We start from the raw sequence: 22,117 nt of genomic DNA, 5'->3' as shown, positions 1-22,117 counted from the left end.
TGTATATTATAACACACTTAACTGTGAAGTTTGCTTTTTTCCGACAAATAATTAGCAACAAGCCGGTCTCTTTGAATGAGATATGCCTCTTTGTTGTCAGTCGGATGCACACGGTTGGACAGGAAAATAAATGCCTCTGACAGCGTTTGATCGATAATCAAAAATGTCCCTGTATAGCCTGTGTGGTAAATCAGCGGCTGATTGGTCTGCTTATCATACAGCAAATCCCAGCCCAGCGACCGCCCCAGCGTGCCAGAAGGAGTCCAATCTGAGAATAAAGAGCTAATCGTCTGCTGCGCCAAATAACGCCGGCCATCAGGCAGCTCGCCGCCCTTAAGCATCATCTCTGCAAAACGGATGACATCAGCCAGAGTGGCAAACAAGCCGGCGCTGCCGCAATGTCTGCCCAGTATGTATGCTTTCGTGTCATGGACTTGCCCGTGTATCAAGCCCCGCTCAGGGTGGTTTTCAGTCGGAACTGCCCGCTTGGTGTCTGCTGTTCCCAAGCTGCTGCCGGTCATCCCCAGAGGACCCAGTACCCTTTCTTTAAATATCGTGTGCAAGTCTTGATGCAGCAGTTTCTCCAGCATAAAGCCAATCAAAATCGTGCCGGTATCCGTATAAACCACTCGGCGACCCAAGCGCTCGCCTGCGGGCAATGAATAAAAGGCGCGCGTCAACTCTTCCCGGCTCAACTGGTTGCGGTTCGGGATATAACCGTTGATGTCGGACGTGTGCGTCAGCAAGTGGCGAAGCGAGACACGCCCGTCTTGATACTCAGGCAGATAGTGCTGAAGCGGCTGGTCGATGTCAACGGCTCCGACCTCAATCAGCTGGAGAACAACAGAATTGGTACAGATGACTTTGGTCAGCGAGGCCACGTCATAGCACATGCCGCTGGTCAGCGTCCGGTCGGCAGGATAGGTCCGCGACTTGCCGACGATATGCTTTTCACACTGCCCGTCTTTGATAAAAGCATAGCTCGCACCGGGAAAAACCCCGTCGTGAAGATACTGCTCTATTAAGTCTCTTGTTTTCGGGTACATAAGTCTCCTTCCATACACTTGACATGTAATAAGCACTGGCAATCTCAACTGATTAGCCAGTGCTGTCGGTTATTGCTGTTTTTTAAAAACGATGAACCAGAGTTGAATACCATTCGGGTCATCAATACCGATTATCTTTTTGCCGTTGTTAAAGTAATGAGGTATTCCCAGTTCTGTCAGCCGCTCTTTCAACGCAAGCAAGTTGTCGAACGGACCGATGTCAAACGTGATATGGTCAACCCCTAAATCAGAATCGGCAATCGGCTTTGCCTGTATACGCATGTGATTGTTGATTGCCAGCTGATGGTGCAAACCGCCGTTTCCGGTTCCCAGATATTTAACTGACGCATCAGAATCATCTGTTACTTGAAAGCCCAGAACGTCATGATAAAAGGCCAAGCTTTTTTCTAAATTAAGGACTGATAAATGCACGTGCCCGATCTGCGTGTTTTCCGGGATATCACTGTAAGAAGCTTTTGCTTCGCTGATTAATGCATCAAGCTCGACAGTTTGATCAGCTGTCTGCTCACTGTTTTCCCACTCAGATTCCGGCTTATTATAAATAATTTCAATTACGTTCTCTTCCGGGTCCCTGACATAGACGGACTCGCTGTACACATGCTTTTTCAACTCATCAATCGGATAATTTCTTTCTTTCAAGTGAGCGCAGAACTCAGAAAAATCTTTTCTTGACGGTAATAGAATCGCTGTATGATATATACCCGCATGTGCTGTTTGTTCCTCAGAGCTGTCAGGTGAAAAAATCAAGCCGATCAGCTTGCGTCGGGTGCGTTTAATGCCCATGATTGCCATGCCGTTTTCTTCATTCAGCAAGTGCAAACCAATCACATCGCGATAAAAATCAACCATCTTCTCAAAATTTTTTACTTTCAACGCAACGGATGCCACTTGCGTGCTAGGTGACAACAAAAACTGTTTCATCTAAAACACTCCTCCTACATACACTTATCTTACATTCAAATCTATAAATGCCTCATCGAAATATATTGTACCATTTTTTGTGAAAAAACGTTACTAATACACTTATGCGGAACAGCACATTCTTGTTTTTTTACAAAAAAAGAAAGCCAGCATGAACATTCTGTCCATCTGACTCTCTTGATTAAATAGCCACGTTGGTCGTAAACTGGCTATTGTATAAATCAGCATAAAACCCGTTTTTCGCCATCAGTTCATCGTGGCTCCCTGTTTCCACAATACTGCCTTTGTTCATAACGATGATGTTGTCAGCATCGCGAATCGTAGACAATCTGTGCGCCACGACAAAGCTGGTTCTGCCTGCCAACAGCTTGCTCATCGCCCGCTGAATCAAAATCTCCGTCCGTGTGTCCACGCTGGATGTGGCTTCATCCAGAATCAGTACTTCCGGATTAGCTAAAAAGGCTCTGGCGATTGTAATCAGCTGTCGCTGTCCTTGAGAGATATTGCTGGCTTCTTCATTCAAAACGGTTTGATAGCCCTCAGGCAAGCGCCGGACAAAGTCGTCCACGTGGGCCGCCTCAGCTGCCTTGTAGACTTGTTCCTCTGTCGCATCTTCATTACCATATTTGATGTTGTCATAAATCGTGCCGGTAAAGAGCCATGTATCCTGCAGTACCATTGAGAAGTGGGAGCGGAGTTCTTCGCGCGACATGTCGCGCGTGTCCGTGCCTTCGTAGCGGATGCTTCCGCCGCTGACATCATAAAACCGTTCCAGCAAGTTGATGAGTGTGGTTTTTCCTGCACCTGTCGGACCGACAATCGCAACTTTCTGCCCTTCCGTCACGTTCAAATCAAAGCCCGTCATCAACAAGTCATCGTCATAACCGAACTGGACATTGTCAAACGCCACTTTGTAAGGACTGTCTGCAACCGGTGCAACACCCGATGGTTCATCTGTCATATCCACTTCGTCCAATACTTCGAATACCCGTTCTGCAGAGGCGATCGTCGCCTGAATGGTATTCAGCAAGTTGGCGATTTGCGTAATCGGCTGAGAAAACTGATTGGTATACTGCATGAATGCCTGGACATCCCCTAAATTCATGCCGCCGTTAGCAACCTTGATACCGCCGAGTACCGCTACAAAAATATACCCGATATTTTTAATAAAGTTCATGAGCGGCATAATCATGGCAGAAATAAACTGTGCTTTCCACCCCGCCTGATACAACGCTTCGTTTTGGACTTCAAATATGCCGATTTCAGCCTCTTCACGGTTGAAACTTTTAATGACGCTGTGCGCACCGTAAGTCTCTTCCACTTGGTCGTTCAAATGACCCAAGCTTTTCTGCTGGGCTGAAAAATAAGTTTGTGATTTCGGTGCAATAATCATCACCACAATCAAACTCAGCGGGACCGTAGCCAAAGCCACCAGTGTCAACTGAACGCTGATTGTCAGCATCATATAGAGAATCCCGAAAAAGGTGACAACGCTGGTAATCAGCTGGGTCAGACTTTGCTGGAGAGTACCCGCAATATTGTCCATGTCGTTGATGGCACGCGACATAATATCGCCGTTGGAATGCGTGTCATAATATTTGATGGGAACACGATTCATCTTGTCTTTCAGTTCTCTGCGCAATTCATAGACTGTGCGCTGTGACACCCGGGTCATGATAAACTGCTGGATAAAACTGAACAAAGCAGAGGCCAGATACATCGCAATGACAATAAACAAGATTTCCGCAATCCGGTCAAAATCAATCGGTAGCCGGTCAATCTTCATGCCCTGCTTCATCTGTTCCACACCCGCCATTACACCTTTAAAGATTTCTGTCGTTGCCTGTCCTAAAACTTTCGGTGTCCTGATTTGAAAAACAGTTGAGATAATCGCCAGGACAAAAACAAGCAGAATCAAGTAAGCGCGATTGGACATATACCTGAGCAGCCGTTTCGTTGTCGGCCAGAAATTTTTCGCTTTTTCCGGTTTGCCGCCTCTCATTGGGCCGGGACCGTGTGCTGGTCTTGCGCTCATGCAATTTCCTCCTTCCGCAGCTGAGATTCGATAATTTCAATATACGTTTCATTGGTTTCTTTCAATTCATTGTGGGTACCTCTGCCGACCATCTTGCCTTCATCCAGCACGATGATAGTATCGGCATCCACGACAGTACTGATACGCTGTGCGACAATGACCACAACAGCATCCGTGATATGTTCTTTCAATGCCGCCCGCAACAATGCGTCTGTTTTAAAGTCAAGCGCCGAGAAAGAATCATCAAAGACATACACATCCGCCGGTTTGACCAGAGCTCTGGCGATACACAACCGCTGGCGCTGTCCGCCGGAAAAGTTGCCGCCGCCTTGTTCAACGTAGCTGTCCAGTTTGTCAGGCAATTCTTCCACAAAGGATTTGGCCTGGGCAATCTCTAAAGCACGCCAGATTTCTTCATCTGTGGCATCCTTTTTGCCGTACTGCATGTTCTCGCGAATCGATCCCGTGAACAAAACTGCCCGTTGCGGCACAAAGCCGATTCGGTCCCGCAATTTTTTCTGTTCAACTTGACGGATATCCTGACCGTTCAACCGGATCGTACCGCGTTCAATATCATAAAACCGCGGAATTAAATTGACCAGTGTGGTTTTCCCTGAACCGGTACCGCCGATGACAGCAACTGTATCACCTTTCTCTGCGGTAAAATCGATGTGCTTCAAGGCCCTGTTCTCAGCACCTAAATAACGGAAGTCCACATCGTCAAAAACCAGTGAAGTATCCCCGTCCAGCCCGGCTGGCTCTGTAGGGTCCTCAATGTCATTTTTCATATCAAGCACTTCATTAATCCGTTCAGCTGAAGCCTGTGCCCGCGGAACGAAAATGAAAATCATCGACATCATCATAAAACTCATTAAAATCTGCATCGCGTAAGTCATAAATGCCATCATCGTTCCGACCTCAAGTGTGCCCTCGGCTATGCTGTGGCTTCCCAGCCAGATGATCGACACGTTCGTTCCGCTGATGACCAGTGTCAACACCGGCATCATGAACGACATGATTGTATTGACTTTAATTGCAGTATCTGTGTAATCTTTATTCGCTTTATCGAACCGCTTCGTCTCAAACTTCGACTGGTTGAACGCCCGGATGACGCGAATTCCTGTCAGCCCTTCACGAAAAACCAAGTTCAATTTGTCTGTCTTGTTCTGCAAACTCTTGAACAGCGGTGTCGCAAAGTACATAATCACACCCATAAACACAACGATTATCGGGACTATAAACAGAAAAATCTTGGTCAGTCCGGCGTTTTGCTTGTACGCCATCAGACTCGCCCCAATCAGCGTCAAAGGCGCATTGATCATCATCCGCAAAACCATCTGGGTCACCATCTGAATCTGGTTGACGTCATTAGTTGTTCGTGTGATCAGTGAAGCTGTCCCCACTTTTTCAAACTCGTTGTTTGAAGAATACTCGACTTTCCGGTAGATTTCCGAGCGGATTGTACGACCGAGTTTCTGCGATTCCCGGGTCGCAACCAGCGTATTGAATACCGAGGCAACAATCCCGACTAAAGAAACTCCCAGCATGATGAAACCAACACGCCAGATATAATCAATATCCCCGGTAGCGACACCTTTATCGATAATATCTGATGTCAATGTCGGCAAATACAAATCAGCAATGACTTGTATAAACATGAACACAAATGCCATGATGATTGACACGACAGACATTCGCTTAATCATTTTTATCAAATTGCTTCACCTTCTTTATTTTTCTCAACTCCGTGTCTCAGCCAATTCAACTTCATGTTGAATGTGACCAGCATCTCGGACACCTCAACGGGCTGCCCTTCTTTTTGACATTTCAGCGCATAATTGATAGTGGAAAGAAACATGGATAAAATCAGTCGAATCAGCACTTCCAGCTCTCGTTTCGTTGTAATATTCAGGTTGCCGGTATCCACATTTTCCAGCAGAGTCTGGTGATTTGACTGGTGTGCGTGATGGAAACGGTGCGGCCTCTCAGTTTTTTTCAGCTGCTCATCGGTAAATGGTGCAATCCGATTGGTCCGGCTGTAATTCATATGGTAAAAAAAGTTTCTGAGGAAATCACTGTTTGGACCATACAAAATATCATTGAGCAGCACTTCAGCGTATTTCTGAAAAGTCGAAAAAAGATTGCCCTTCTCCTCCCGCAGCAGCCGCTGCAAAGAGTCTTCCGTTTCTTTATGTACAGAATCAAAATAATAGAAAAAAAGGTCTTCTTTATCGGTAAAATACTGGTAAAAACTGCCGCGTGGAATTTCCGCATATTTGACGATGTTCGCTATTGATGCCTCATGAAGCGGCACATCAGAAAACTCCCTTCTGGCTGCTTCCATTATTTTACGCCTCTTTGCTTCATCCAAACGGAAAAAAGTATCTTTCGGCATATGGTTTTCTCTCCTTTATCAATCTGCTTTGAAACATGACACCATGTCATTATATATGACGGTGTGTCATATTTCAAGCATGATGCATCATTTTAAAAAAAAAATTGTTTTTTTTTGGCTGACGTAGTATGCTTTTAAAGTTGGGAGTTATTTTTTTAGGGGGAAATTTTATGACACGAAAACTATCATTAAGTTCTTATATTACAGTCGGTTCACTGCTCTTCGGACTGTTTTTTGGTGCCGGCAACCTCATCTTTCCGGTCCACATGGGACAAGCAGCCGGCAGCAACACTCTGCCTGCCACACTCGGGTTTATTTTGACGGGCGTCGGCTTACCATTTTTAGGTGTTGTTGCAATCGGTATTTCAAACAGCTCCGGGCTGTTTGATTTGGCCAGCCGGGTCAGTCCGTCGTTTGCGTTATTTTTTACCGTTGCTCTCTATTTGACGATTGGTCCTTTCTTCGCCTTGCCGCGAACTGCTACCGTTTCTTTCGAGATAGGCATCAAACCGTTCATTCCCGAGGGATACTTAACGGTTGGGCTCTTCGTCTTCACACTGATATTTTTCCTTTTAGCCTGGCTGCTCTCGCTCAACCCGGCTAAAATCATGGTGTGGGTCGGGAAAGTGCTGAATCCATTATTTCTAGTCTTTTTAGCACTGCTTATCATCACCGCTTTTTTTAATCCTATGGGAACTACAGCCAACTTGCCGGTCCAGCCGGAATATGCTCAAGGCGCGTTTTTCCAAGGATTTATAGAAGGCTACAACACGATGGATGTTCTGGCTTCGCTTGCATTTGGCATCATCATCGTCAACGCCATCCAGCAGCTTGGTGTCACCAAGCCGGGGGATATCGCCAAGGACACCATCAAATCAGGCATCGTCACAATCTTTTTGATGTCAGTCATCTACGGCAGTCTAGCCTTTCTCGGTGCCCGCAGTCTCAATCGGTTTGCGTTATCTGAAAACGGCGGAATCGCACTCACTGACATTACGACTTATTATTTTGGCGAGATCGGGAAAGTCCTGCTGGCGATTATCGTCACCGTTGCTTGTCTGAAAACAGCCATCGGGCTCATCACTGCATGTAGTGAAACATTTGCCGAACTCTTCCCCTCAATCAGTTACCGGAAATTCGTGCATGTGTTCAGCCTTTTGGGAATGGGTATCGCGAATGTCGGGCTGACATCCATTATTAAAATTTCTATACCAGTCCTGATGTTTCTGTATCCGCTGGCGATTACCCTAGTTGTTATCACCTTTTTGTCGCCTTTATACCATCATCAGAAAATCGTCTACCAGTCAGCGATCGGTTTCACGTTTATTTTCGCTGTGCTTGAAGGCATCAAGTCACTGCCTGCTGCTATCAGCGAACACCCGGTGATTCATCAAGTCACGCAATTTATCGACAGTCTGCTGCCGTTTTCAGCGGTTCAGATGGGCTGGATTTTACCGGCGCTCATCGGCTTGGCAGTCGGCTGGATTATCAGTTTGGCAACGGCCGAAAAAACAACTGGCTGACACACAAAAAAAGCTGTCGACTGTTTTCTCTTTCCGTGAGAGCAGTCGACAGCTTTTTTGTGTTTAGCCCAAAGGTACCGGGAACAGGGCGCCAAAAATCATTGCGCCTAAAATCGCACCACCTGCGATTGGTTTTTTCCAGACATAGAATATCAATGACCCGATAACAGCACCGATGCCGATTGGTGCAGATGCTGAGGCCGCACTCAAAATGATGAGCGGTCCCAAAAAACGACCTGAAGCATTTCCTGCCCCCATCATGATGTCGGCGCCAAATGTGGAAGTTGACTGGCCAATGGTGAATTTTCTAATAAGAATAATGATACCGCCAATCAACAGTCCCAATGTCAGCCCGACCAATAGTGACAGCAAGAAGTTATCTGTCGGTGCAGTGATTCCGACACTGAGCAGCATCGCCGGAATCCCGATGCCGACACCCGTTAAAATCGAACCGCCCAAATCCAAAATCCCGACCAGTGACCCTTCTAAAATTCTGGCAAACAAGAAGCTGGCACCGAATGCTGCCGCAGCACCGTAAGAACCGCCATCCAAACCGGCTTTCAACATTGCTACAATGGACACTTCATTAAATGCACCGACCCCGTGAACAATGTACATGTGCGTTCCCGAAAATACCGCTGCCGACAACAGACCGACAATAATCGGAAATGACCAGTCAGCCAGCCAGAAACTTTTTTCTCCCAGACTTTTTGCCACTGTAGTCTCCGTATTTGTATGCTCCATTTTTCTGACACCTCTCTACTTTATTTTAAATTCACGATGTTATGCATGTTTTCAAGCCATTTTGGCACTTGCAGTTTGAAGCTTTCGAGTAGTTGCAAGTCGAATCCGCGGAAAAAACCACTTAAAATGAACAGCATGATAATTGCCGCCAAGATGCTTTTGGTGACACGGTTCCAACCAGTATCATCGACACCTTTACCAATCAATATACCAAGAACGACACCCGGTACAGCATTGCCCATAATCATTTGGGACAAACCGCCAAACAAAGTAGCCCAAAATCCTGTCCTGACGCCTGCATCCAATGCTGATAACCAGAAAAGAACCGGCATGACAGTATCAATCAGAATGGTTGCAGCCGGCACAAGCACGGCCACAGCCGTTACCTGAAGCGACTCGGGAATAGCAGCGGCAGTCGAATTTAAAAAAGTGACCAGCAGCGCCCCGATGACTGTTCCTGCTATCGCCATTTTTTTAGGATTGTGCATCGTTTCTTCGACATTTTTATTTTTCATCAATAACGCCGCCGTTGCCCAGTTCGGCACGATACGGTGTGTCACATCTTGTGTAAATGCACCGGCACCGACGGTCGATGCCCACGCATTAAAGAAGAACCCGAGTCCAAATGAAAAGTGGGCAGCCGGATCTCCCTCACACGCATTCATTTCGCCAAACGTCCGGAAAGCTCCGAGCGCTTGGGATTTCGGCGTATGAAACATACGTGCGGCCCCAACGCTTGCCGCAAAGCCAAGCAAACCGCCAATCACTAGTGATTTAAGAATTATAATGATCATTTATTTTACCCTTCTTTCAAAAATCGTTGTTTCACGTTCACCCAAAAATGAGGCGAACGCTTTTCTTCTTGAACGTTAAACCGCACCTCTGCCAGGCTGATGTATTGCACTTGGACCTCAACTTGCAAATCGACAGAAAAATGCTGCTTTTCCCTTGGCAAAAAGAAAAACAGAAAATACTCCGTTTCCTTTTTCTGAACCGCAGACAAGACTGTTACGTCTATTGGCTCGATTCTAAGATATATATCTGAAGATTTCCCCAACACCGCTTGTTTGACTTTCCCCAACGCATCCGCGAAAGCTTGGGACGGAGTGTCCCCTGTTCCGGAGACGCGCACGGTTTGATTAAGCTGACGATTTACAGACATATTATCATCTCCCTTTCGTCCGTCGTTAGCTTTGATGTTTTTTGATATAAGCCTCTGTCAGCCGTTTGCCCAGTTCTTCCACGTCCATGAACCCAAAACCGAGAACCGTCTTGCCGTCTTGAATGGCTGTCACGCCCTCTTCGATTGACCGCATGCCGTGGCGTTCCGGATATCCGTACTTGGTAGCTGCTGTAATAGCGCCTGCTCCGCCGCTTCCGCAAAATGAAATCCCTAAATCGGCATTTTCCGCCTGCATGACGTCCCCCAGCCGCATATCTGCTCCCATGCCGGGCACGACGATTGCTTTTCCGCCGGCTGCTTCGACTCCTTTTGCCACATTTTGTCCTTTACCTAGTCTGTCCGCAATAACCACTGTAATCATTGTTTTGTCTCTCCTTTTTTAATTGTTTTTCGCTGTCTCGAAGTGAATGGACAGCAAATATCCTTCTTCTTCTGATAGTTTTCCTATACATTCAACCACTTGCATTGCCATGCCGAGCGATTCTTCAGAAACATCGGCAAACATCTCCAAATCAAATTCCGGCAAACGGTCTTGAGTAATTGAGCGTTTAATCATTTCGTTGACATGATTCATCATCACAACGTACTGGACCGGCGTCGGCTTGATATCTTTTTCAGAGAGCAAGCCGTCGATAAAACTCATTGTCTTTTCCAACGCTTCCCGGTCTGGACTATTCGTTAATATTTCTGCTTTCTGAGTATGAACGTCCACGATACCCCTCCTTTCGTTTGAAATAATGGAGCATAGCCATCATTTCACTTTGATTGATTGCCAAGCCCTGCTCAGTAAAAATGTTGCGAATAGATTGTACGTCTTCTTCGCGTACATCAGCATGCGTTTCGCAGCAATCTGTCTCATCCATGTACTGATGATCAAAAGCAATGCGGTGAACAGCCAACAAGACGTGAAGCATCAGCGAATCCAGCAATGCCTCGTCCAATTTATCTGCCATTGTTTTCACGATGGACTGGTAAATCACATATCCCTTAATAATAATTTCCTGACTTTCTTGTTCGTAAACTGTGCTGTCAGAATCCAACAGGCGGGCAGACGAATGTGTCATTGCTTTCGGCAGTTCATCCTCCGCTGTCCTTTGAATAACAGCATCCGCATATTCTTGAATGCTCTTTAAATTTTGTTCTGTCAAAATCGGTTCTACTTTTACCCAAGGAACATCCAGTTCTTCCAAAGGAAAAATACTGATAACAAAATCCGGCTGCAGCTGCTGAACAATCGTCCCGACATTTAAAATAGAGGCAAAGCCGACAATTTTTATCCCTTTCATCCGCTTTTGAATCGTTTGTGTGATTAAATTGGTGACGCCCAGACCTGTCGAACAGACATAAACGACTGATGCGCTCTTGCGGCTTGTATGTCGTTCATAGGAACCGAGAAAGTGCAGCGCCAAATAGCAGACGAAAGAATCATTGACGAATAACTGGCTGCTTGCGATATGGGTTTCGCACGCCTCCTTGATACTTGCAAATAAATCCGGGTATTTTTCCTTCACGTCATCCGCAAAAGGGTTGTACTCATTCAAGTACGAATGCTTTTTTGATAATCGGATGGACAAATGAACGAATAAATTATTGAACAGCAGGCTGTCCTCGGAAAAATGATAGCCGGTGTCTTCAGACACTTGGCGGATGATTTTTTTTGTTATCGTCAAAATGTCATACTGCGGCACATCATGCAGCATATCGCTGTTGATATAGTCGTATTCATCGGCAAAAATCGGCAAATCAAAATACGTGTAGGCGCTATTAATCAGCTGGTAAGGCACTTCATTTTTCAAACTGCTTTCATTTAGCTGACGGTAATCGCCAATAGTGCACTTGTTTTGCAGCCGCATAATTGAAATGCTGGTACGAATCGTCAGCGACAGCACCTCGCTATAGTTCAGCTCAGCCGGATCAATGGTTGCCAGTACCTCGGACATCGTCGCCAAAACTTGGGAATAAATCGTCTGAAACTGTTTATTGACGCCTATCTGTATGTCCTTTTCATAGTCATGGGCCTGCAGCAGTTTATTGATGATGTAATACACATCATATTCAGTCAGTTCCTCTTGGATCATCTGCTCGAGTATTTGTCGTTTCGGCAATTCCTGACCTTGAATAGCAAATCCTTTGCTCGGTTGTCTCACCAGCAACAAGCCGTATTCATTCAACAAACGTTCTGCTCTGTCTAAATCTGAAATAATCGTGTTTTTACTGACCTTGATGCGTTCGCTGAGCCGGTCGCTGGACAACATGCCGTTTTCGGTAATAAGTTCAAAAATGATTTTATGATACCTGATATGCTGATTGCTGACGTACGAATCCATTTCATCACTGAGTACACTGTTTTTCAACGTCTTTTTCTGTTCACTAGTCAACTCCAGCCAAATACCGCTGCCTCTTTTGGAAAATAACTGAATGTCTTTTTCTGCAAGCCACGAACGCACATCTGCTAAATCATACTTAATGGAACGGACACTTATCGAAAACATCTCTGCCAGTTGTTTGGTCGTCGTAACATCAGAAATCATCGTAAGATATAATATTATATCTTTTTGCCGTTGACTCAACTGACACGTCATGATTATCAGCTTCTTTCTGTGATGTGTTTATTCTATACTTATAAGTTAAACGATTATAGCGGTTTCTTCAATACAAAAAAAATGCACTTTCATTAGTGCAACACTTATAAACTGCTCAACACCATTAGTAATATACATTTCCGAGCATCTCTATATATTTTTTTTATTGTCGAACAATCCCATCTGCCGCTATCTGCTGCAAACATATTTATTTTTTTTTTGCTGAACATCCTTTATACTACGTAGTGTATCGTTAGAAAAGGCGGGTAATTTAATGACAAAACAAGTATACGATATTACGATTATCGGCGGTGGCCCAACTGGGCTGTTTGCAGCATTCTACGCAGGGATGCGCGGCGCCAAAACTAAAATTATTGAAGCATTGCCGGAGCTGGGCGGACAGTTAGCGCTGCTGTATCCGGAAAAATATATTTATGATGTGGCTGGCTTTCCAAAAGTCAAAGCGCACGAACTCATCGACAACTTGACGAGACAAATCGAAAAATTCAACCATACGATTTGTCTCAATCAGGAAGTCAGCGACATTTTGCCGCAAGCGGACCAGTCGTTGATGATTACGACGAACACGCAAGATGACCATTACACCAAAGCCGTTATCATCGCGGCAGGAAACGGGGCGTTTCAGCCAAGACGGATAAATTTGGCAGGAAACGAGGCGCTGGAAGGCACCTCCCTCCATTACGCCGTCAAAGACATGACCCAATTTTCAGATAAACGGGTCGTGGTTTGCGGCGGTGGCGATTCGGCTGTCGACTGGGCACTGATGCTGGAAAAAACAGCGGCGGAAGTCACGCTTCTGCATCGCCGCCCGAAGTTCCGGGCACATGAATACAGTCTTGAGCAGCTCGAGTCGTCCAATGTTATGGTAAAGACACCTTACGTCCTTGAAGAACTGGAACATGATGGCTGCACATTGCATGCGGTAACTATCTACAATCCAAAAGAAGACCGGCGGGAAGTGGTCGATACCGACCATTTGCTGATCAATTATGGTTTTTCATCTTCTCTTGGACCTATCAAAAAATGGCCGCTTGAACGCAAAGGCAACACTTTACTTGTGAACAGCGACATGTCCACGAACATTTCAGGTGTCTACGCCATTGGCGATATTGCGACATATGCCGGCAAAGTCAAACTGATTGCGACCGGTTTTGGCGAAGCTCCGACTGCGGTCAATAACGCCCTGCATTTTATCCATCCGGAAGAACGGCTGCAGCCGATGCACAGTACCAGTCTTTACGGATAGTTGTGTTTAGGTTATACTTAGATATCATATCAAGCGAGTGCCAAAGGGGGATAATTTTGAAGATAAACACTGAAGAATTAGGCAGAATTGCAAAAGATTTGCTGAAGCAGCGCGGCGTTTCCATCGACAGCATTGCGGAACTTGTCTACTATTTGCAAAAAGAATACGTGGAAGAACTGACACTGGAACAATGTCAGGAAAACGTGGAAGCTGTTTTAGAAAAACGCGAAGTCCAAAATGCCATTATTACGGGCATCCAATTGGATTTGTTGGCCGAAGAAAAGAAACTTCTCCCTCCCCTCCAGCACATCATTGAAAGCGATGAAGGACTGTACGGGGTGGATGAAATTCTGGCACTTGCTATCGTGAATGTTTACGGCTCCATCGGCTTTACCAATTACGGCTATATCGACAAAGTCAAGCCGGGAATATTAAAAGAACTTAACTCGCACAACGGTAACGCTGTCCACACATTTCTCGATGATATCATCGGCGCTATCGCCGCTGCCGCTGCCAGCCGTCTGGCGCATTCCATTCCTGAATAAATGCAGCAACATAAAAAAATGTCCTTCTTGTTTTTAAACAATCAAGAAGGACATTTTTTATCGTAACCGTTCGACCTGCTTCTTGGCAATCAATATGCCCAGCAGTTGAAAACCGATAAATAGAATAAAAAACAAAATAAAACAATGCATAAAGTACGCTTGCGGCAAGGCAAGAATAATCGGGTCCGTTGCCGGGTCAAAAATCCACGCATCGTTGTTGAAAAACACTTCGTGAAAAAGGACAAAAAAGCGGTCAAACGCAATCCCCATCAAAAATACCAGCGCAATCAAGAATGTCACCAAAGACTGAAACGGCCGGATGATACGCCATAAAGAAGCTGTTTTCACCAAGTAGCGAACGTAAACGATGCTTGGGATTACTGTCAGCAAAAAAACAGCATAGTTCAGTTGAAACAAGCGCTTGACCTCATAAAAGTGAAGCGCCCCGCTTTCAGACGTCGGGAAATCAGGCATCTGAAGCTCCCGCACCCACGGGAAGTTCAAGTATTCCATCAAAATATGGTAATTTTTAATTAATGCTTCTTTGGTTACTTCCACATAGTCCAATATATTTAAATAGTCGATATCGGCATAATACAGCGGAAACGCATTAATTGTGATTGAAATGGCCAGTGTCAGCAGACACAGTATCAGTGCCGTCAGTCCAAGCCAATGGGTTATTTTTTTGTTCATATCAAACCTGCCAGTCATCGAGGGAGTCGCGGACATATGTCGGTGCAACCGGCAAACCGGCGATTTCCTCTTTCTGAGTGAAACCTGTCAGCACGAGCAAAGAATCAATGCCGTCCTGAATGGCTGCCTGAATATCTGTCTCATAATTATCTCCGACCATCAGAACATCGTGTTTCGGCAGCCCGAGTTCCCTCAAAGCCGACTCCATGATGTACCGGTTAGGCTTGCCGATTATCACTGCTTCCTGCTGCGTCGCCGTTTCCATCAACGCTATCAGTGAGCCTGCCCCGGGCACCAGTCCTCTTTCTGTCGGAATATTTTTGTCTGGGTTTGTGCCGATTAACAGTGCCCCCTTTTGCACAGCCAGCGTCGCAAGTTCAAACTGTCGGTAAGTCACATGACTGTCCAAGCCAACCACGACATAGTCAGGCGTTTCCGTATCCCAGATGTATCCTGCCGCTGAAATCGATTCTATCAATCCGGCTTCGCCGATTGCGTAGAATGTTTTGCCAAGTCCGCGGCTGTCCATGTAGTCGATAGTTGCCAACGTCGCTGTGTAAATGACAGCTTCATCAACAAAAATACCGAACTCGTCTGCCAGACGCTGCTGGACGACTTGCGGTGTTTTTGTCGTATTATTGGTCACAAATAAAAATGGAATATGTTTTTGCTGCAGGCGTTCAACAAACCGTCTGCCGGCCGGTATCGGCTTTGTTCCTAAATAAATCGTGCCGTCTAAATCAATCAAATATCCTTTATACGTCATACATTTCTCCTGAATCAGCTTTCTTTTTTACGAATGGTAAAGTGGCGGTTACTGTCTGTGTTGCCGCCCGGTTTTTCAGCGGGTTGTTTGCGCTGTGTGTCCTTTTTGTTTTTAATCGTCGGATTGCGCCGCTTTTTAGTCGTATCGATTTTTTTCTCATTGATATGCGCCTGCTGGCGGTCGCCTCTGGATTTGCGGCGATTGTTTTGCGGACGGCCTTTCTTCTTTTTAGGACCTTCCAACTGCTTGATGACAAAATAGGCACAGCCGAAATTGCAGTATTCATAGAGGTAATCTTCCAGCGCACTGATGCGCACATCTGCCGGTGTATTGCGCCGGGAATCTTCAAAGAAGCCTTTCAACCGCAACTGATCATAACCCCAGTCGCCGACTATGTAATCATACCGGTCCAAAATATTGTTGTAGCGCTCTGTCAGTCTCTCGTAATCAAACCCGTCGCGGTAATTTTTGACTAACTGGTAACGCAAATCGCCCAGTTTAAAATTAGCCGGGTCAAGCGGCGCCAGTTCGCCTTCCAGCACATCTTCTATGATATCATCCAATTTATCTGATGGTTTGTTTGTAACTGTGTCGTCTTTCAACAGTTTCTCTTTATTATCAGCCATTTTTTCAGCCTCGTTCTTTCTCAATTATTTACGCGAAGCGGACAGTGCCGGCCCAAATAGGCACCCAAAATTTCCCTGAGAAATCCGGCAGACACCACTTCAACATCTCCTGCCAGCTCGATTGTCGGAAAAAAAGGAATAAACATAAAATGATCCACTGTCACCAGTTGATACTCTTTTGCTTTGTCCACCGGCTGACCGCACCAGTAGACGGTACCAGTTGTCTGGTCGTACGCCAACTGATAATAACAAATATCACCAAAAATTTTACCACGAAACCCCATGCCTGTCACCGAAAAGTGTTTTAAAAAGCCGCGGTTTTTCTCCATCTCTCTCACCAGACGGATGACATCTGTGCCTTTCAGCGTGACTCGGATTAAATGCATCGGGTGCGGCAGACAGCGGTGCAGCTGCGCCATATTGACAGAACCTTGCGGCAGCTCGGTCAAAAACAATCCGGTGCTTAAAATCCCCACCGGCGCGCCTGCCGTTTCTGTGATGGCGTACAGTGCTTGCGTGACAAGCGAACGGTCGTCGTTGCGTCCCAGCTCCAGCGGCTGACACAAAAATGCCTGTTCATCCGCTTCAAGAATATGTCGGCCCTTGTCAAGATAACCGACAATCTCAGCGGCATCTTCCTGTCTTTCCGGCAGTGATTCAACAGCAACAGTGACAGCTTTTTTTTCAATAATCTGATGTTCGGGCGTCACTGTCAAACGCACTTCTCCAATATATTCACCAAAACGTCCGGCACCGGTCAACAGCGTCTTGCCAACCACAAGCCCCTCCGGCAGCAGATGATGCGTGTGCGAGCCGAGTATCACATCAAATTCAGGATACTCGCGGGCCAGCCGCTTGTCCTCCGGCAAACCGAGATGCGACAATAAAATAAGAATATCCGTTTTGCCGGAAAGTTCCTGCAAGAGCTGGGGCAGCACGTCATCCGGCGGCACCACATCCCAGCCTAACGCATGGTGGGTCAGCGGAAACGACGCCGTCAGTCCCAACAGTCCGATGCGTGTGCCGCCGCGCGTCGTCACTATTTTATACGGTGACGCCCAGGCTGGACGCTCTCCGCTTTTCCTATCAAAAAAATTGCCCAGAAGGACATCAAATTCAGCGCCATCATACAGATGGTCAAGACGATCATGCGGCAGTCCCAGACCCTCGTTGTTGCCGATTGTCACCGCATCAAAGTTAACCGTATTCATCAAATCAATATTCCCTTGACCAAATGTGGCATCAGTAAACGGATGCACGCGGTCGATAAAGTCGCCAAGGTCGATTGTCAGTGTAGCAATTTCCTTTTGTCTCAGTTTTTCCTGATGGGCAATTAGAAAACGCCTGATTTTTGGCCAATGCTCTAAGTGGGAATGGAGGTCATTTGTATGAAAAATATGTATTCTTTCCATTCAGCAATTCCTTCTTTTCTTTACCTTGTTTTTATACTATCATATTTTGCCTGTTTTTGATATGATACGGTAAAAAGGAGACGGCAAGATGATTTACCGACACCCGTTTGCATTACTTGAACTAACAGCAGACTCGTATGGCCTGACTGGTCTGCGCTTTATTACCGAAGAAACTGCAAAACAACAGCAGGCAGAAAATGATGCGTCCTTGGAGTCGCCCAACCAGTTTATCCGGCAGGCGATAACAGAACTGGATGAATATTTTGACGGGCAGCGCACTGAATTCAGCGTAAAACTGCATATCCCCCAAGGGACAGCCTTTCAGCAGCGGGTCTGGCAGGCACTGCAAGCCATCCCGTACGGCGAAACCCGGACATATCAAGACATTGCCGAAGCAGCCGGTTCACCTGATGCGGTCAGAGCTGTCGGACAAGCCAATAAACAAAACCCGGTTGCAATCATCATTCCCTGCCACCGGGTCATCGGCAAAAACGGCAAACTGACCGGTTATATGGGGTCTGGCGAACAAGGTATTTTATTGAAACAAAAACTTCTTCAGCACGAAGCTGTCACCGCAAACAAACGTCAGTCCTGACCAGACTGACGTTTGTTTTACTCTGTATATAAGCTGACCATTGTCTCGAAGTAGGAAGCCGGCATCCCCAGCCCGTCTTTGCTGCGGATAAACTCTTTGATGCCGCCGAATTCCAAATCCATCAGTTCAAACGTTCGCGCGAGATAGTCTTTTTTGACATACAGCATTTTCATGATTTCAACAAGCTGATGGTCTTCATAGCCCTCTGCCTTAAACATTGCCAGCATCTGGTCGTTGGCTGGTTTCCGCAAGGTGTTCGTGACGAGATAGTCTTCGTAAATCTGGTCACGAGAGACATCCATGCTTGCAAGAATCAGCGCCGCGGCGATACCTGTCCGGTCTTTTCCGGCAAAACAGTGGAACAATAGCGGAATATCGTCGTCAGACACGCTTATTTCCAAAAAGGACTTTAAGCCGTTTTTCGCTGTCGCATTGTAGACGAATTGCTCATAGAGTGTCATCATGGCAGCATCTGCGGAAAAATCCTGATGAATCATACTTTGCAGACTGCCGGTCGCGCCGTCGATGTCTTTGGAGATATCGATATTAATGTACTTGACACCGTTCAATGTATCGTCCGGGCGCATTTTGACTTCCGATTCGCCGCGAAAGTCGACGATTGTCTGAAGCCGGTACTCAGTGACCAGTTTTTCGCTGGTGCCGTTCGGAAGACCGACAACTTCGCCGCTTCTAAAAAATTTTCCTGAAACAACCTCGCGTCCATCAGCTGTCTGCTTGCCGCCAAGGTCTCTAAAGTTTACCAGTGCATCCATATCATTTTCCCCTTTTATGCATTGATTAGTCTGATTTTCAATACATTTTTATTTTTTGATAAATCTTCTATAATATCTGCGTAATTTTTCCCTTTAGGCAGTTCAATGGTGTAAACATTCGTATAAATACGAAAATCCTCACTGAGGTCAACATCAAAAACGACATCCTTGATTTCAACTTGCTGTTCTTCAAAATACGTTGTAATAAACTCTTTTGTTTCCAGACGATGCACAAACCGGATTTCCAGATTTTTCATTGACGGAATCGTGATAACTTTCTTCAGTACTGACAAAACCAGAACAATCGAGACAAACCCGATAATCGAAATCGCGTAAAATCCCATGCCGACAGCTATCCCCAAACAGGCGACCGCCCATAAAGAAGCTGCTGTCGTCAAGCCGCGGACCGATTGCTTGGTGACGATGATGGTGCCGGCACCCAAAAAACCGATACCGCTGACCACTTGGGCGATCAGACGGGACGGGTCAGCCCGCAAAGCAGCTGTCAACTCCGGCCGGCTTGTGACTTGCGCAAGCGCGTTGAGAGAAATCTGTTCTTGAATCAATGCAATAATTGTTGCACCGACACATACTAAAATATGTGTGCGGATACCTGCGGGACGATTTTTATATTCCCGGTCAAACCCGATGATACCGGAAATGATGATGGCAAGAAACAACCGCGAGATAATATCTATGCTGCTGATACGGCTCACTCCCTTTCTAATTGATGAGTGCCAGCTAGTCTACCTGATTTCTGATGTCAACACGTGCTACTGCTTTCCGTGTCAGCCAAAAGCTAAGCAGCAGGCCAATCACAATGATTGCGGCGGGGACCACGATTTTCGGTACGAGCGTTTGGTTCAACCCGAGCAGAAAACGAATTGCCGTAATGACTGCTGTCCGTATGACGGCAGGCAGAAAGGCAAAGCCCAATACCAGCCCGATAACGGCAGCCGCCAAAAGACTGAGCAGCACAAATACTTTTAATCTGCTGAAGCGATAAGCGATTGCCGCAAGCGTATTGCCCAACTGCATCCCTGTGAAAAAGCACAGCCAGATAAAAAGCAGGCTGAGTGCATACAATAGGGGCTTTTCGTTTGTCCATTCTGCGAGGTACACCGTTTGCAGGGCCGTTTCGGGCACGACAAAGTACTCCAGCGAGAAGCTGGTGACCAGCAGATTATGAGCGACCGACAAAACAGCAGTCAACAGACTGATACATAACTGTGCAAGTGCTAAACTGCGGATTATCTGTTTGCGGGAAAAACCATGGTAACTGAAAAACGTCAGACTCATGGAAAAATTCAGCCAAGCGGCAACCACCATAAAAATAAAGAACAACAGACTGACGGATTCCAAATGCAGTGCGCCGTCAAAAAAAACGACCGACACACAGCTCGCCGCCATCACTATCAAATAAAGTAGGACTAAAACCAACAGTCTGCGGATATAATACTTCATCTGAAACGACCACATGGCCCTATTCGTTTTCATTGCCGGCACCTCCTGCTTGACGGACATCACGCGTCAGCTGAATAAACAACTCCTGCAGATTGAGCCGGCTCAGAGTCAGCTCCTCGGCAGCGTCTGCCACATCCTCCCCGGTTAAAATCACTGCTTCGATAAATCCGTCGTCATATTCCTGTCCTAAAATTTCTTTTCCTTGCAAATAGTCACGCACGGGGCGCTCGGCACCACACACCAAAACCGCTTGGTTCGCCAGCCGCTCGACACTGTCGTGCACGAGGATTTGACCATCTTCGAGAATGATAACTTCATCAAGAAATGCCGTGATTTCGTCAATGACGTGCGAAGCAAGCACGACCGTCTTGGGATGCCGCTTGCAGCTTGCCAGCAAGTCATCGTAAATGGCGTGTCGGTGGTAAACATCCAAGCCGTACCCCGGTTCGTCCAGCAGCAAGTAATCCACATCCACACTAAACGCCAGACTGCTTTTGACCAGCGATTTTTCTTTTTGCGACAAGGAATAATACCGTCTGTTCTCATCCAAATGATAAGTATCCAGCAGCCGCTTGCAGTTCGCCGTGTCAAACTCTTTATAAAATGAAGCCATCCAGCGGACAAGGTCCTTGACGCGCGCCCGCTTGGGATAGATATCATCTTGTGTCAAAAAATAAAGCTGCTTCAGTTTTTCAGGTCTGTCCGCGCCCGTTTCGCCCTCTATCAAGACGTGCCCCTCACTCGGCAGCAGCACGTTCATGATGACTTTCATCAACGAACTTTTCCCTGAATCATTCTGACCCAGCAACCCGTAAATCTTATGATCTTCCAACACCAAATCGATATCATTCAAAATCAATTTGCTGCCGACTGTCTTTGACAACCCGTTCAGTTCAATTGTCATGTTTTCACTCCTTTAAGCGCTCTGATTCTGGCGCTTTCCCGGCATTATCCGGTATATTCCAGCTTGATGCCGCTAACGAGGGATTCCAGCGCCAGCAATTCCTGGTCGGTCAATTTTTTTTCTGAAAAAATCGCCACCGAAATCAGCACGTCGCCTGTCCGACCTTTATACATTTTGGCTTTGCCGTCTTTTGACAATTGCACAGCTTCTTCCATCAAGCCTAGAAGATATACTTGTTCGCTCTCCTGCCACTGGACATCTGCCAGTTGATACTCTGCAATGGTGCCATACGCATCTGTCGTCATATCCGATACATCCAGCTGGACATGGACACCAGGAAAATTGTCGCTTTCGAAAGTTCCCCACAGCTCATGTTCTTTAAACTGCCCGTCCGACATACGGTTGAATTCTGTGTTATTGAAACTGATTTTTGTGCCGCCCACCATCACGTTGTTGACAATGGTCTCAGCGTCGCGCGCAGCGGTTGTTTCAACCTGCTTCTCTTCAGAACTGCCAGTTGAGGTAGACGCTGGTTTAGAAGGCTGGCTGCAGCCTGCCAGCAAAAAAACGCCCGTGAAAAAAATCAAAAAAAGTGTTTTTTTCTTCATCATATTCTCCTTCA

At 46.3% G+C, this 22,117-nt stretch carries 24 protein-coding genes; 4 read left to right on the top strand and 20 right to left on the bottom strand.

The window, feature by feature from the left end:
- Positions 1–17 precede the first annotated feature (17 nt).
- The 5 genes from CBF27_RS02720 to CBF27_RS02700 all read right to left on the bottom strand — a co-directional run bounded on the left by CBF27_RS02720 (position 18) and on the right by CBF27_RS02700 (position 6,418).
- Positions 18–1,046, bottom strand: coding sequence for a serine hydrolase domain-containing protein (locus CBF27_RS02720; RefSeq protein WP_126812170.1), 1,029 nt, complete (start codon positions 1,044–1,046; stop codon positions 18–20).
- Positions 1,047–1,115: 69 nt separating this feature from the next.
- On the bottom strand, positions 1,116–1,988 hold the full coding sequence (locus tag CBF27_RS02715) for a VOC family protein (RefSeq protein WP_126812168.1): 873 nt from the start codon (positions 1,986–1,988) through the stop codon (positions 1,116–1,118).
- Between the two features lie 181 nt (positions 1,989–2,169).
- Positions 2,170–4,023: an ABC transporter ATP-binding protein gene (locus tag CBF27_RS02710; protein WP_126812166.1), complete on the bottom strand. Its 1,854-nt coding sequence runs from the start codon at positions 4,021–4,023 to the stop codon at positions 2,170–2,172.
- Positions 4,020–5,738, bottom strand: a complete 1,719-nt coding sequence (locus tag CBF27_RS02705; protein ID WP_126812164.1) for an ABC transporter ATP-binding protein — start codon at positions 5,736–5,738, stop codon at positions 4,020–4,022. Before CBF27_RS02705 ends, CBF27_RS02710 begins: the two co-directional genes overlap by 4 nt.
- On the bottom strand, positions 5,735–6,418 hold the full coding sequence (locus CBF27_RS02700) for a TetR/AcrR family transcriptional regulator (protein WP_126812162.1): 684 nt from the start codon (positions 6,416–6,418) through the stop codon (positions 5,735–5,737). Before CBF27_RS02700 ends, CBF27_RS02705 begins: the two co-directional genes overlap by 4 nt.
- A 170-nt stretch (positions 6,419–6,588) precedes the next feature.
- On the opposite strand from CBF27_RS02700, the gene brnQ reads away from it, so the two are divergent.
- Entirely contained in the window at positions 6,589–7,941 is a 1,353-nt protein-coding gene (gene brnQ / locus CBF27_RS02695) for a branched-chain amino acid transport system II carrier protein (protein ID WP_126812160.1), read from the top strand.
- 63 nt (positions 7,942–8,004) lie between these two features.
- Here the strand turns inward: brnQ and CBF27_RS02690 are convergent, their stop codons facing one another.
- Genes CBF27_RS02690 through CBF27_RS02665 form a run of 6 tightly spaced genes read right to left on the bottom strand, consistent with a single transcriptional unit; the run spans position 8,005 to position 12,399 of the window.
- A complete protein-coding gene (locus CBF27_RS02690) occupies positions 8,005–8,685 on the bottom strand; it encodes a DUF4310 family protein (protein ID WP_126812158.1) in 681 nt (226 codons plus the stop codon).
- A 20-nt stretch (positions 8,686–8,705) separates the two neighbouring features.
- Positions 8,706–9,479: a DUF4311 domain-containing protein gene (locus CBF27_RS02685; RefSeq protein ID WP_126812156.1), complete on the bottom strand. Its 774-nt coding sequence runs from the start codon at positions 9,477–9,479 to the stop codon at positions 8,706–8,708.
- Positions 9,480–9,484: 5 nt separating this feature from the next.
- Entirely contained in the window at positions 9,485–9,847 is a 363-nt protein-coding gene (locus CBF27_RS02680) for a DUF4312 family protein (RefSeq protein WP_126812154.1), read from the bottom strand.
- 25 nt (positions 9,848–9,872) lie between these two features.
- Positions 9,873–10,229, bottom strand: a complete 357-nt coding sequence (locus tag CBF27_RS02675; RefSeq protein ID WP_126812152.1) for a glycine-rich SFCGS family protein — start codon at positions 10,227–10,229, stop codon at positions 9,873–9,875.
- Between the two features lie 18 nt (positions 10,230–10,247).
- Complete coding sequence (locus CBF27_RS02670; protein ID WP_170174983.1) at positions 10,248–10,580, bottom strand: transcriptional antiterminator; 333 nt, start codon at positions 10,578–10,580, stop codon at positions 10,248–10,250.
- On the bottom strand, positions 10,540–12,399 hold the full coding sequence (locus CBF27_RS02665) for a BglG family transcription antiterminator (protein ID WP_170174982.1): 1,860 nt from the start codon (positions 12,397–12,399) through the stop codon (positions 10,540–10,542). Before CBF27_RS02665 ends, CBF27_RS02670 begins: the two co-directional genes overlap by 41 nt.
- Before the next feature lie 325 nt (positions 12,400–12,724).
- Here CBF27_RS02665 and CBF27_RS02660 point away from each other — a divergent pair, with 325 nt between their 5' ends.
- A complete protein-coding gene (locus tag CBF27_RS02660) occupies positions 12,725–13,717 on the top strand; it encodes an NAD(P)/FAD-dependent oxidoreductase (protein ID WP_126812146.1) in 993 nt (330 codons plus the stop codon).
- Positions 13,718–13,773: 56 nt separating this feature from the next.
- Positions 13,774–14,262, top strand: a complete 489-nt coding sequence (locus CBF27_RS02655; protein WP_126812144.1) for a phosphatidylglycerophosphatase A family protein — start codon at positions 13,774–13,776, stop codon at positions 14,260–14,262.
- A 57-nt stretch (positions 14,263–14,319) separates the two neighbouring features.
- Here the strand turns inward: CBF27_RS02655 and CBF27_RS02650 are convergent, their stop codons facing one another.
- The 4 genes from CBF27_RS02650 to CBF27_RS02635 are packed head-to-tail and all read right to left on the bottom strand — an operon-like array spanning position 14,320 to position 17,759.
- Positions 14,320–14,955 carry a TIGR01906 family membrane protein gene (locus CBF27_RS02650; protein WP_245985925.1) on the bottom strand — a complete coding sequence of 212 codons (636 nt, stop codon included), beginning with the start codon at positions 14,953–14,955 and terminating at the stop codon, positions 14,320–14,322.
- Between the two features lies 1 nt (position 14,956).
- Complete coding sequence (locus CBF27_RS02645; protein ID WP_126812140.1) at positions 14,957–15,721, bottom strand: TIGR01457 family HAD-type hydrolase; 765 nt, start codon at positions 15,719–15,721, stop codon at positions 14,957–14,959.
- 14 nt (positions 15,722–15,735) lie between these two features.
- Positions 15,736–16,347, bottom strand: a complete 612-nt coding sequence (locus tag CBF27_RS02640) for a YutD family protein (RefSeq protein WP_126812138.1) — start codon at positions 16,345–16,347, stop codon at positions 15,736–15,738.
- Positions 16,348–16,367: 20 nt separating this feature from the next.
- Positions 16,368–17,759: a bifunctional metallophosphatase/5'-nucleotidase gene (locus CBF27_RS02635; protein WP_126812136.1), complete on the bottom strand. Its 1,392-nt coding sequence runs from the start codon at positions 17,757–17,759 to the stop codon at positions 16,368–16,370.
- Between the two features lie 88 nt (positions 17,760–17,847).
- Here CBF27_RS02635 and CBF27_RS02630 point away from each other — a divergent pair, with 88 nt between their 5' ends.
- Positions 17,848–18,354, top strand: coding sequence for a methylated-DNA--[protein]-cysteine S-methyltransferase (locus CBF27_RS02630; protein WP_126812134.1), 507 nt, complete (start codon positions 17,848–17,850; stop codon positions 18,352–18,354).
- A 17-nt stretch (positions 18,355–18,371) separates the two neighbouring features.
- Here CBF27_RS02630 and CBF27_RS02625 read toward each other — a convergent pair whose 3' ends face one another.
- Genes CBF27_RS02625 through CBF27_RS02605 form a run of 5 tightly spaced genes read right to left on the bottom strand, consistent with a single transcriptional unit; the run spans position 18,372 to position 22,103 of the window.
- The gene (locus tag CBF27_RS02625) at positions 18,372–19,127 is read right to left on the bottom strand and encodes a tyrosine-protein phosphatase (protein ID WP_126812132.1); all 756 of its coding nucleotides are present in this window, start codon (positions 19,125–19,127) and stop codon (positions 18,372–18,374) included.
- Positions 19,128–19,141: 14 nt separating this feature from the next.
- A complete protein-coding gene (locus CBF27_RS02620; protein WP_126812130.1) occupies positions 19,142–19,843 on the bottom strand; it encodes an MgtC/SapB family protein in 702 nt (233 codons plus the stop codon).
- Between the two features lie 25 nt (positions 19,844–19,868).
- On the bottom strand, positions 19,869–20,624 hold the full coding sequence (locus CBF27_RS02615) for a hypothetical protein (protein WP_126812128.1): 756 nt from the start codon (positions 20,622–20,624) through the stop codon (positions 19,869–19,871).
- The gene (locus CBF27_RS02610; protein WP_126812126.1) at positions 20,611–21,495 is read right to left on the bottom strand and encodes an ATP-binding cassette domain-containing protein; all 885 of its coding nucleotides are present in this window, start codon (positions 21,493–21,495) and stop codon (positions 20,611–20,613) included. Before CBF27_RS02610 ends, CBF27_RS02615 begins: the two co-directional genes overlap by 14 nt.
- Positions 21,496–21,539: 44 nt before the next feature.
- The gene (locus CBF27_RS02605) at positions 21,540–22,103 is read right to left on the bottom strand and encodes a hypothetical protein (RefSeq protein ID WP_126812124.1); all 564 of its coding nucleotides are present in this window, start codon (positions 22,101–22,103) and stop codon (positions 21,540–21,542) included.
- Between the last annotated feature and the right edge of the window lie 14 nt (positions 22,104–22,117).

It is taken from the genome of Vagococcus acidifermentans (genome assembly GCF_003987655.1).
GTDB lineage: Bacteria > Bacillota > Bacilli > Lactobacillales > Vagococcaceae > Vagococcus_B > Vagococcus_B acidifermentans.
Note: the sequence above shows the minus strand (reverse complement) of the source record. Positions and strands in the feature narration are given on the sequence as shown.